Annotated in this window: 8 protein-coding genes; 5 read left to right on the forward strand and 3 right to left on the reverse strand. The window is 45.6% G+C overall.

The genetic code is table 11. The features are described 5' to 3' along the window. Positions 1-166 precede the first annotated feature (166 nt). Together clpB and EPL05_RS15915 are read left to right on the forward strand one after the other, a co-directional pair. Positions 167-2,758 carry an ATP-dependent chaperone ClpB gene (clpB, locus tag EPL05_RS15910; RefSeq protein ID WP_128534963.1) on the forward strand — a complete coding sequence of 864 codons (2,592 nt, stop codon included), beginning with the start codon at positions 167-169 and terminating at the stop codon, positions 2,756-2,758. A 133-nt stretch (positions 2,759-2,891) separates the two neighbouring features. Further along, on the forward strand, positions 2,892-3,401 hold the full coding sequence (locus tag EPL05_RS15915) for a hypothetical protein (protein ID WP_128534964.1): 510 nt from the start codon (positions 2,892-2,894) through the stop codon (positions 3,399-3,401). Positions 3,402-3,404: 3 nt separating this feature from the next. Here the strand turns inward: EPL05_RS15915 and EPL05_RS15920 are convergent, their stop codons facing one another. The 3 genes from EPL05_RS15920 to EPL05_RS15930 form a co-directional block, all read right to left on the reverse strand. Then, a complete protein-coding gene (locus EPL05_RS15920; protein ID WP_128534965.1) occupies positions 3,405-4,610 on the reverse strand; it encodes an MFS transporter in 1,206 nt (401 codons plus the stop codon). 218 nt (positions 4,611-4,828) lie between these two features. Continuing rightward, entirely contained in the window at positions 4,829-5,200 is a 372-nt protein-coding gene (locus tag EPL05_RS15925) for a hypothetical protein (RefSeq protein ID WP_128534966.1), read from the reverse strand. Positions 5,201-5,516: 316 nt separating this feature from the next. Beyond that, positions 5,517-6,389 (reverse strand): YitT family protein, encoded by an 873-nt coding sequence (locus EPL05_RS15930; protein WP_128534967.1) that lies wholly within the window; start codon positions 6,387-6,389, stop codon positions 5,517-5,519. A gap of 246 nt (positions 6,390-6,635) precedes the next feature. Between EPL05_RS15930 and EPL05_RS15935 the strand changes: the two genes are divergently transcribed. The 3 genes from EPL05_RS15935 (at position 6,636) to EPL05_RS15945 (ending at position 11,831) form a co-directional block, all read left to right on the forward strand. Then, positions 6,636-10,184 carry a sensor histidine kinase gene (locus EPL05_RS15935; RefSeq protein WP_128534968.1) on the forward strand — a complete coding sequence of 1,183 codons (3,549 nt, stop codon included), beginning with the start codon at positions 6,636-6,638 and terminating at the stop codon, positions 10,182-10,184. 88 nt (positions 10,185-10,272) lie between these two features. Next, the gene (locus EPL05_RS15940) at positions 10,273-10,626 is read left to right on the forward strand and encodes a DUF3592 domain-containing protein (RefSeq protein ID WP_128534969.1); all 354 of its coding nucleotides are present in this window, start codon (positions 10,273-10,275) and stop codon (positions 10,624-10,626) included. A gap of 29 nt (positions 10,627-10,655) precedes the next feature. After that, positions 10,656-11,831 carry a dipeptidase gene (locus EPL05_RS15945; protein WP_128534970.1) on the forward strand — a complete coding sequence of 392 codons (1,176 nt, stop codon included), beginning with the start codon at positions 10,656-10,658 and terminating at the stop codon, positions 11,829-11,831. Positions 11,832-11,897: the final 66 nt, after the last annotated feature.

The raw sequence follows: 11,897 nt of genomic DNA on the forward strand, positions 1-11,897 counted from the left end.
TCCAAAAGTACCATTTTGTAATCAAAAATAATATTTTCCGTTTAAAGCAATACAATATGGCCGATTATGAACATACTGGTTGTCAAAATGACCGAACGCAGCAAATTTAAATGTCAAATTTTCCTGAACGCATCCGTGGCAATAGTTTTGAGCCTACCTTGATACCATGAATTTCAACAATTTTACCATAAAAGCACAGGAGGCCGTGCAAAAGGCATCCGAAATTGCAACCGGCAACCAGCAGCAGGCCATAGAGACCGCGCACCTGCTAAAAGGGCTGCTTTTGGTTGATGAAAACGTAATAACCTACCTGCTTAAAAAGCTGAACGTTAACCTGAATAGGTTAAACGAAACGCTCGACGCGCAGATAGCATCGTTCCCAAAAGTGAGCGGGAGCAATGTATACCTGTCGTCGGCAGTGAACGGCGCTTTACAAAAAGCGCAATCATATCTTAAAGAATTTAAAGACGAATTTGTATCGGTAGAGCATTTATTGCTGGGCGTATTGGCTGCCGGCGATAAAATAGCATCGGCATTAAAAGATTTCGGCGTAAACGAAAAAGACCTGAAAAAGGCCATCGTAGAATTGCGCGGCAGTAATAAAGTTACAGACCAAAACGCCGAAGCTACCTACAACGCGCTTAACAAATATGCCCGCGACCTGAACGAATACGCAGAAAGCGGCAAGCTTGACCCGGTGATCGGCCGCGACGAGGAGATCCGCCGCGTGATCCAGATCTTATCGCGCCGTACCAAAAACAACCCGATACTGATTGGTGAACCCGGCGTTGGTAAAACCGCCATTGCCGAGGGTATTGCTTTCCGGATCATTAAAGGAGACGTGCCCGAAAGCCTGAAAACAAAAACCGTTTTCTCGCTGGACATGGGCGCGTTGATAGCCGGAGCCAAGTATAAAGGCGAGTTTGAAGAACGTTTGAAAGCCGTTATTAAAGAGGTTATCCAAAGCGATGGGGAGATCATCCTTTTCATCGATGAGATTCACACCCTCGTTGGTGCAGGTGGTGGCGAAGGTGCCATGGATGCGGCCAACATATTAAAGCCGGCCTTAGCCCGTGGCGAATTAAGGGCCATTGGTGCAACAACCTTGAACGAGTATCAAAAATATGTAGAGAAGGATAAAGCGCTCGAGCGCCGTTTCCAAAAGGTGATGGTGGGCGAGCCGGATACTGCCGACGCCATTTCCATTTTGCGTGGCTTAAAAGAACGTTACGAGGCACACCACAAGGTGCGTATCCGCGATGAAGCCATTATTGCTTCGGTGGAAATGTCGCAACGCTATATATCCGACAGGTTTTTGCCTGATAAAGCTATCGACCTGATGGATGAAGCCGCCTCTAAACTACGTTTGGAGATGGATTCGGTACCGGAAGCGGTGGATGAACTGGAACGCCGCATTATGCAGTTGGAAATTGAACGCGAAGCCATTAAACGTGAAAAAGACGACCGCAAAGTTGCCGAACTAAGCGAAGAAATTGCCAACCTGTCTGCCCAGCGCGATTCGCTTCGGGCCAAATGGCAGGGCGAAAAAGACATTGTAGATGGTATTAACCTTAAGGTTGAACAGATAGAGAATTACAAACTGGAAGCCGAGCAGGCCGAACGTGCCGGCGACTATGGTAAAGTAGCAGAATTGCGCTACGGTACCATTGTACAGGCGCAACAGGAAGTCGAAAAGCTAAAAGCCGCCCTTGCCGAAAATGACGACGACAGCCGGATGCTGAAAGAGGAAGTTACCGCCGATGATATTGCCGGCGTTGTAAGCCGCTGGACAGGCATCCCGGTAAGCAAAATGATCCAGAGCGAGCGCGAAAAATTGCTGCACCTGGAAGAAGAACTGCACAAACGCGTAGCAGGCCAAGAGGAAGCCATAGAAGCCATCAGCGATGCTATACGCCGCAGTCGTGCCGGCTTACAGGATAAGCGCAAGCCTATAGGCTCGTTCATTTTCCTGGGCACTACAGGTGTTGGTAAAACAGAACTGGCCAAGGCTTTAGCCGAGTATTTGTTTAACGATGAGAACTCGCTGGTGCGGATAGATATGAGTGAGTACCAGGAACGCCATTCGGTTTCACGATTGATAGGCGCGCCTCCGGGCTATGTGGGTTATGATGAAGGCGGGCAGTTAACCGAGGCCGTACGTCGCAAACCTTACAGCGTGGTATTGCTGGATGAGATAGAAAAAGCGCATCCGGATGTATTCAACATCCTGCTGCAGGTTTTAGACGATGGGCATTTAACCGATAACAAGGGCCGCGTGGTAAACTTTAAGAACACCATCATCATCATGACCTCCAACATCGGCTCTAACATTATCCAGGAAAACTTCCAGGATTTGGACGACAAGAACCGCGATGAGGTGATCGCCAAAACGAAGAGCGACTTGTTCAACGTGTTGCGCGCCACCATCCGCCCCGAGTTTTTGAACCGGATAGACGAGATCATCATGTTTACCCCGCTCAGTCGCGACGAGATAACCGACATTGTGAAACTGCAGTTTAAACAATTGCAAAACACACTGGCCGAACTGGGCATCACTATAGAAGCATCGGAAGACGCTTTGGATTGGCTGGCCCAACTGGGTTACGATCCGCAATTTGGCGCAAGGCCATTGAAACGGGTAATACAGAAAAAAATAATGAACGAACTGTCGAAACAGATCCTGTCCGGTGCAGTAGATCGCGACAGCAAGATAAAACTGGATATGTTTGATAACAACTTTGTGTTCATGAATTCGTGAGGAGGGTTGTGAGTGGTGAATAGTGAATGGTGAGTGAGTAGAACGCAAAGTTCAAAATAAGTTCAGCATAGAGAGCTGCCCGTGAGGGCGGCTCTTTTTTTGTATAGCGCAGTTTATTTGTACATTTATATTAATGAAACCTATAACCTTATTAGCGATAACAGTCTGTTTGTTCACTGCCTGCCAACAAAAGCCCAAAGCTAATTCAGCCAAGCAGCCTTACGAGTTAGTTATTAATCAAGATCAGATTCCTACCGTGAGTGATATAACATCACCTTATCAAATAGAAACGTTCAGAGGCATAACAGTTCCAATAACCCTCATGAACAACAGCAACGATACGTTAAAATATGTTAATATGAGTTGCTCGAGCGACGAGATTTTCTCCACCAACACAGATAGGGTAGTGCTGTTTAGGCATGGTTGCGAAAAAAATGTACTCGAAGTTCATAGTGTACCGCCGCATCAATCAGAAAATATCAGAATTGTTTTAGTCGTTGGAAAACGGTCTAAGGGCAAGGAAAGAATTAGGGTAGGTATGTGTTTAGTTCTTGTTAAGAAGAATAACTCATGGCCATCGTTTGAGGATATTTCACAGCATAGAGGCGAGACCATTTGGTCTAACAAGGTTCAAATCCCCTAACCCCTACGCCAGCACCTCATTCTCTACCGCTTCCAGCTTTTTAACGGGTTCGCGGCGCAGGAACATATAGGCGAGGGCTATTACGGTAATGCCCGCCGTGGCGTAGATAATGAAGGGCACTTCGGCTATCACATTCTTATAGTACCAGCCGGCAACCAATGCTCCAAGTCCGATACCTGCTTCCAGCGACATATACATGGTGGCTATGGCCTTGCCGCGGTGGCTGGGCTGGCTCATATCAATCGTCCAGGCGTTGAGGGCGGGAGAGAGTATACCCTGCGATATACCATAAAGCACAGCGCCAATCATTAAACCGGCAATCGTATGCGCATAAGCCACTACGGCAAGCGCCAGTACAAGTATCACCAGCCCGATTTTAATAACTACCAAACGCCCGTATTTATCAGATACCTTGCCAGCAACAAAACGGATGACGAGCGACGCGATGGTGAACACCATAAAAAACAGGCCTTTATTGGGGATGCCGAGGTGATGGCTCCAATCGGGTATAAGCGTTAATATGGCACCATACGACATATAGGATAACAGTGTTACGATAGCCGCAGGCAAAACTTCCACAGCGATGATATCATTGCGGGAGATCTTAAACATATTCAAGTTCAAGCGCTGCCTGTTCTTAAGGGTTTCGCGCATATTCATGAGGATCACAATCGATGCCAAGGCAAAAACTGAGGACGTATAAAAAAGGGTGTTCAGCGAATGTGATATCCGTATAACGCTGCCAATGTACGGGCCTATAGCCATGCCTGTGCTAAAGCAAATGCCGTGCATGCCCAGGGCTTCGCCCCAGCGTTCGCGGGGCACTATATCTGCCACGTAGGCTGCAGTGGCTGTGGGCTTAAACCCGGTGGAAAACCCATGCAATAAACGTAGAAATAACAAGCCCGATACAGTACTGAGCACCGGGTATAAAAAACCGCAGGCAAAACAAACAATGGAGCCCACCGCCATAACGGGTACACGGCCAAGCCTATCGGTAAGCCGCCCGCTAAAGGGGCGCGAGATACCGGCAGTTAGCGTAAACAACGCTACTAAAAGCCCTTTGTTTACATCTTTGCCGCCGTGCAGGCCATGGAGGTAGGCCGGCAACTCAGGGATCAGCATATTATAACTCGCGGAAAACAAAAGCGAACTGAGGCAAACCAACCCGAAATGGATATTATAAATAGGATTTGCGGATTTAGTCATTAAACTTTATACGTGTAAGGGCCCGCAATTTAACCTTTCTGTTTATTATTGACGATTGAAATTGAATACACTTATTTCACGAATTAGGACTAATTTCACAAAGTGGGGATCCGTATTGCAGTAAAATTCGTGAAATTCGGTTTAATCCTTGAAAATTATTGCCTAATAAAAAACGCCCCTGCTTTTGGCAGAGGCGTTCACCATTATCACAATACCAATTATTGCAAAAACACGTAGGTTTTTTGGCCGAATTCGTTATAAACACTCAATTGTTTGGTAACCACTTTGTTGTTTGATGTTACCGCCATAGTGTAGGTACCAAAGGGCAATTGCGACAGGTTGTAACCTTTTTCTGTCGACTGTTTGCTTGACAGGTAATCGGTCATTACTTCGTTGTTATCCTTATCGTAAAATTTCACGTAAGCGCGGCCTGTTGTTGCTTTTTGGATGCTAACGCCTATTACTAAGTTTTTAGAGGATGCCTGTACGGTTATTTCGTCTTGTGCGGTTTCGGTTTTAGCAGGAGTTGCAGCAAAAACGCTTGTGCTTACTAATAATAAAAGGGCTGCTAATTTGATTGAATTTTTCATGATATTTTTTGAATTTTGATTGCTAAATAAATTGTTTTCGTTTGTTTCAATACCCAAAACAACAACAATAAATTCAACCCCAAAAACTAAATAGACCACCACGGGGAATATATAGACGTACTGCCGATAACACTCGTTAAAGCCTAATTATCAGCATTTATGGTAAGAAATTGGGTTTGTCGACTGCTTTTAGCGGTTTGTCGGGCGGGAGCAAGGGCTGGTCGAATTTAGAGCGATTTTCGCCGGCGGTGGATGCAAAAAAGCCGGATATGTTTTTACATCCGGCTTTCCATATTCTTATACAATAATTTACAACTTAGTGCCTTGCCCGTTTTTTGAGCACGCCACCGGCGGCTTCTTTTATAGTGCTGGTGAAGATAAAGGCTTTAGGGTCTATCTCGTGTACCAGGTTGCGCAGGCGCCTTACCTCTAACCGGGTTATTACGGTAAAAACAATATCTACCGGCTGGCTAATGTCGAAACTATCCTTTAAAAAACCACGCTCGCCTTTGTATACGGTTATCCCACGGCCAAGCTCCATCACCAAACGTTCTTTTACAAACTCGCTCTGGGCCGATATAATGGTTACTCCGGTGTATTCCTCCAGGCCTTCTATAACAAAGCTGATGGTTTTTGATGCCGTGTAATATGTCATAATAGAATATAATGCCGTTGGCAAGCTTATTTCAAAGGCTGCAATAAGAAAGATGATGATATTGATACCGAGGATGATCTCGCTGATGGTAAAACTGATCCGCTTGCCGGTGTAAAGCGCCAAAACCTCTATACCATCTAACGCGCAACCACCGCGAATGGCCAAGCCAACACCTATTCCCATAAATACCCCACCAAATATTGATACCAGTAATTTATCGGATGTAATATCGGTTGGGTAAGGCATAAACTGCAGGCATAACCCAAGCATTATAATGGCCGCAAGCGTTTTGGCCGCAAAGGTTTTATTTACCTGGTAAGCACCCATAATAATAAAGGGAATGTTGGCCAGTACAATAACCACCGCGATGTTAAAATGGTAAAGTTCGTGCAGCAAAAGGCTCATCCCGGTTACACCGCCATCAAAAAACTGGTTGGGGATAAGGAAACTTTTAAGCGCGAACCCGCAAAAAAGGATGCCTGCCAAAGTATATGCTATATCTGTTGCCCAATGCTTTATATCAGTGCTTTTCATTCAGTGTGCTGGTTTTCAGTAGCTTTTTATGGTAATGCTTAAAACATAAACCTGCGCCTTTATGCCAGCGCTTGTGCTTAGTTTTATGGGCTAAGATATTAAATGTTTACTTGTTTGCCCCCTTAAGTTTGCTTTTTCATAAATTAGAAAAATATAGTTTGCCGCAGTGCTTATTGGGCCCGCCGCATTTGATATTTACCATATTAATTAGTTAATTAACCAATTAATTAAAACCAATTCTTTCTGATGAAGAGACCTTTGTTGATGGTGTTGCTGCTTGCCATTTGCTTTTACAGCAAGGCGCAAACTTCTCATGTTTATTTTGATAAGCTGGATATCAAAAAGGGGCTGCCCGAATCGTATGTGCGATCGATGGTGGAGGATAGCGAAGGTTATATGTGGATAGCCACGCAAAACGGGCTGGTACGTTACGATGGGTATAACTATAAAGTTTACAACCTGGGCAGCGATAAGCTTAATGTTGGAGCCGTAACCAATGTGCTAAGCATTGCCAAAGGCGGTGATAACAGCCTTTGGGTTAGCGTAACAGCTAACGGGCTGTTTAAGTACAATAGGGCTAAAGATAGTTTCGACCAGTTTGTTTACCCGCCCGGTAGCACTTATCAGTATTTTGGTATAAGGTTTATAGATAACGATGGAAACGTTTGGGGCAATGTGAAGGATATGAACGGGGTGAGCATTGCCAAATTTAGCCCTCAAACTAAAAAGTACGAGTTTTTTGGGAATAAAGTGAAAGGCAACAACCATATTGACGCCGACCTAGTGATGAACGTTCAAAAAACTGCCGACGGTAAAATATGGATAGGTACCACTAATGGTTTATTTAACTACATGGGGCCGGGCAGGCCATTTAAAGCTTACCTGTCTACTACCGACACCTCTAAAATGATTGGCGCGAACCCCGTTTATGAGGCACCCTCGCAGCCCGGGCTTTTATGGATGAACCTTTTTCATGGCAACAACCTCGACCTAAGAGTGAGTTGTTTCGATACAAAAACAGGTAAGATCATCAAAGCGTACCACGCGTCAAAAAGCCCGGATAGTATTTTAGATGCCGGTATAAACACTATTTATGAAGATAAAAAGCAGCGTTTGTGGTTTTGTACCGAAACGGGGCTGTCAAAATTGGATAGGCAAACCGGTAAGTTCACCAATTATTTAACCAACGACACCGCGATAACGCAGTTAAGCAGAATTGTAGAAGATAAAAACGGTAAACTGTGGATCTCTCCATTAAGCAGCTTGCTCTACTTCGACCCGGAGACGGCGCATTTTGAATATTACAAGCCCAAACTTGCACAACCTGGCGCTTTAATATCCAGCGATGTTACCGTAAAACTGGTAGACCGCGCCAATAACTTATGGCTTGGATTTGGGTACGGGGGCGTAAACAAAATAAGCAAGGTAAAAAGCGCTTTTGATTATATTGCACAGAGTAAAGATAACCTTAACGGTTATCCGGGTGGTTCGGCGCACATTGTTTCTTCTACCAAACTGCACACAAAAATCAAGACCACTAAAGGCATATTTAACTGGGATACCGTTACCGGGCGTTTTACTAAACTCTACAGCGCCTTACCCGGGCAGGTGATTAACAATGTTTGGGAAAATGGCAATATACTTTATATCGGCACCACTACAGGGTTTGTGGTTTACAATGTTGCAACCGGTTCAAAAGTAACTTACCGCAACAACCCCGCAGATGCCTCAAGTATACCCGGTGATTTTATATCCACTGTTTACCAGGATCATACCGGCGCGGTTTGGATGGCCATAAATGATAAAGGAGGCCTTGGTGTTTGTTCCTTTGAGCCAACCACAAAAAAATTCACCAGGTACCCCTTTCACAGCGACTTTCACAACCCATTTAAAGTTAACGATGGCGCGTTGGACGATTCGCGTGCAATTGTCATCTATGAGGATATGCAAAATACGCTCTGGGTGGGCACCAACTCGGGCAGTTTGAATAAATTCGACCGCAAAACCGGCAAGTTTTTCTCATACCTCAATACACAAAACAAAAAAATGACCTGCGTATCCGAGATATTTGAAGACCGGGCAGGCAGGCTGTGGGTGGGTACTTACCAATCGGGCCTGTTCGAGTTCGACCGAAAAAAGGGTACCTATACCCGGCAGATAGACGAAAAGTCCGGTCTGTTATATAACGGCATCATTGGTATAAAAGAAGATTCAGCAGGCCACATATGGATAGGCACCGATAGGGGGCTTACACGTTTAGAACCTAAAACCATGGTGCTTAGAAATTATAAGCTGGATGATATACTCCCCGGAGCAGAACGATCCCACCTGGAAGCCAGCAATTTGGCCGACAGTCGTTTTGTGTTATCAACCAGTAATGGGCTTGTCTTGTTTAACCCTAAGGGCCTTGATGATGACGAGTATCCACCTGTGGTACATATTGAAAGCATCAGATATAACAGCCCCGGTACAAACGATAGCCTTGCCACGCAAACCCTAACTTACGGGCTTGGCAAATTGGAGCTTGCCCATAACCAAAACAGTGTTCAGTTTAACTACATAGCATTGCATTACGAAAACCCGGCGGCCAACACCTACGCCTATATGCTGGAGGGTTACGATAAACAATGGGTACAGGCGGGCACCAGCCGTACAGTAACTTATAACAACTTGCCGGCAGGCATCTATACATTTAAGGTAAAGGCCGCCAATAGCTCCGGCGTATGGGATGAAAAGGGAGACAGCATTGTAGTGGTTATTAATCCGCCGTGGTGGTTTGCCTGGTGGGCATTGGTGCTTTACGCGGTACTTTTGGGTGCAGCCATTTACGCTTATGTACAATACAGATCGCGGCTGCTAAAAGAAGAGAACCAACTGCTGGAAGAAAAAGTACAGGAGCGAACTGATGAACTACAAGTTGTTAATAAAGAATTAAGCGAGCAGCAGTTAGAGATCACCTCGCAGCGCGATCAGCTGGCAGCAACCGTAAACGAACTGAAAGCGGCGCAACAGCAGCTTATTCAATCAGAAAAACTGGCATCGCTGGGCGAACTTACCGCCGGCATAGCTCACGAGATACAAAACCCGCTGAATTTTGTAAACAACTTCTCTGAGGTTAGCATTGAGCTTGCGATAGAAATGAAACAGGAACTGCGCAGCGGTAGTAAAAAGGAGGCTCTATCCCTTGCCGATGACATTGTACTGAACCTCGAAAAGATAGTCCTCCACGGCAAACGCGCGGACGGCATTGTTAAAAATATGCTGCAGCACAGCCGCACCAATACCGGCGAAAAGCACGAAACAGATATGAATGCTTTGGTTGACGAGTACCTGCGCCTAAGCTATCACGGCCTGCGTGCCAAGGATAAAAACTTCAATTCGGATATGGTGCTCGATCTTGACCCGGAGCTGCCAAAACTAAAGATTATACCACAGGATATTGGCCGGGTGATGCTCAACTTGTTCAATAACGCGTTTTATGCCGTGCAGCTGAAAAAGAAAACGGGGGGCAAAAAGTACAAGCCGCTGGTGGAGGTATCAACCAGTTTGTTTACCCCGCCGAAGGGCAAAAGCGAGATCCGCATCTACGTGAAAGATAACGGCAATGGCATCCCTGAAGCTAACAAAGAAAAAATAATGCAGCCATTTTTCACAACCAAGCCCGCAGGCGAGGGCACCGGGCTGGGCCTATCATTAAGTTACGATATTGTAGTAAAAGGCCACCGCGGCAAAATGGATATGAGCAGTAAAGAAGGGGAGTATACCGAGTTTACTATACACTTGCCTGTAGCGTAAAGGCAATTAACTTAGGTGGTTGCAAATATTGGCCGTGCCTATGGCACTCACGAGTATGTATCTGCGCTTCGCAACAGATTAGAATCCGTTGTTACAAAATGTACCGGGCCGATGGCCCTACAAAAAAAAGAAGGGAGAAGAGGTAAACAATGCCAATAATAATGTAGATAGCGTTCGGAGCTATTACCCGGTAGTTAGGTTTGACACCATCGAGTCTGGGCCTTACGCAGCAGATTATTCTATGTTCACCAGTAATCCAAGTGCATACGAACTTTGGGAAAAGGTACCAGTGGTATATGATCCGAATAACCACAAAAATTTTATGATAGATAATCTTAACTCCAGAATGATGATGTGGATAGCTATTTTAGTCGGCTTCTGCCTATCGTTAGGGTCAGTTATTTACTACATCCTCGATCCCGACAGTTACATCCGTTTTTAATAATTTGCTTTTATTGCTATCTTCCAACCATGAAAAAACTTTTGCTCCCGTTGTTACTGTTATCTGTTTTAAAACTTTCGGCACAGGATGTGGAGAAGATCCACCGGAAAGCTATCTTAATTGATACCCATAACGATATCATCTCCAATGAACTCATTACCGGCAACGATGCCGGTAAACTACAGGCCACCGGTAATTTCGACCTGGTACGCGCCAAAACCGGGGGGCTGGATGTACAGGTTTTCTCCATCTGGTGTGGCGACCAGTATGGAAATGGTACCGCCTATGCCTACGCTAACCGGGAGATAGATTCGCTGCACGCGCTCATCAACCGCAACCCGGATAAAATGATGCTGGTTACCAATGCTAAAGAACTAAAAAAGGCCGTTAAGCAAAAGAAATTGGCTGCCATGGTTGGCGTAGAAGGCGGCCACATGATAGAGGACAGGCTTGATTATATAGATAGCCTGGTGAAACGCGGTATGTGCTACCTCACCCTCACCTGGAACAACAGCACCAGCTGGGCAACCTCGGCACGTGATGAAACCCTGCATGGCGATACGCTGCAACACAAAGGCCTAACCGAACTGGGTAAGCAAATTATACATAAACTGAACGACGCGGGGGTAATGATAGATCTCTCACACCCCGGCGAGCAAACCTTTAAAGATGTGATGGCGATAACCACCAAGCCGGTTATCGCGTCGCACAGTTGCGTGTATGCATTAAACCCGCACCGTCGTAACCTTAAAGATTACCAACTAAAAGCCATTGCAGATAACGGGGGGGTGGTGTTCATCAATTTCTACAGCGGTTTTATTGATAGTACCTACGAGGGCAAACACGCCGCTTTTATGGCCCGTCACAAGCCACAATTTGATTCCCTGCGGGTGATCTATAAAGATTACGATCTCGCCAGTATCCGCCTCAACGAACTGAATAAAACAGAGGCCGACCAGCTGCGCCCGCCGCTGAGCATGCTTATCAAACACATTAATTATATGGTGAAAATGATGGGCGCAGACCACGTAGGCATCGGGTCAGATTTCGACGGTGCCGAATCTTACCCGTTAGGGTTGGATAGCGTTACCGATTACCCCAAAATCACCACAGAGCTGTTCAAAATAGGCTACTCTAAAAAGGATGTGGAAAAAATACTGGGCGGTAATTTTATTAGAGTATTAAAGGCCAATAAGGGGAAATAGCTTATTGCCAACATCAGCATTGCATCGTGGATAAGTTTTACGGATAGTTGACCGTCCCCACCCGTC

The sequence above is a fragment of the Mucilaginibacter gilvus genome, assembly GCF_004054195.1.
GTDB classification, from domain to species: Bacteria; Bacteroidota; Bacteroidia; order Sphingobacteriales; family Sphingobacteriaceae; genus Mucilaginibacter; species Mucilaginibacter gilvus.

What these genes read in the sequence shown, in the direction of transcription:
- clpB (WP_128534963.1), top strand. Translation starts at nt 167, where the DNA reads ATGAATTTCAACAATTTTACCATAAAAGCACAGGAGGCCGTGCAAAAG.
- EPL05_RS15915 (WP_128534964.1), top strand. Translation starts at nt 2,892, where the DNA reads ATGAAACCTATAACCTTATTAGCGATAACAGTCTGTTTGTTCACTGCC.
- EPL05_RS15920 (WP_128534965.1), bottom strand. Translation starts at nt 4,610, where the DNA reads ATGACTAAATCCGCAAATCCTATTTATAATATCCATTTCGGGTTGGTT.
- EPL05_RS15925 (WP_128534966.1), bottom strand. Translation starts at nt 5,200, where the DNA reads ATGAAAAATTCAATCAAATTAGCAGCCCTTTTATTATTAGTAAGCACA.
- EPL05_RS15930 (WP_128534967.1), bottom strand. Translation starts at nt 6,389, where the DNA reads ATGAAAAGCACTGATATAAAGCATTGGGCAACAGATATAGCATATACT.
- EPL05_RS15935 (WP_128534968.1), top strand. Translation starts at nt 6,636, where the DNA reads ATGAAGAGACCTTTGTTGATGGTGTTGCTGCTTGCCATTTGCTTTTAC.
- EPL05_RS15945 (WP_128534970.1), top strand. Translation starts at nt 10,656, where the DNA reads ATGAAAAAACTTTTGCTCCCGTTGTTACTGTTATCTGTTTTAAAACTT.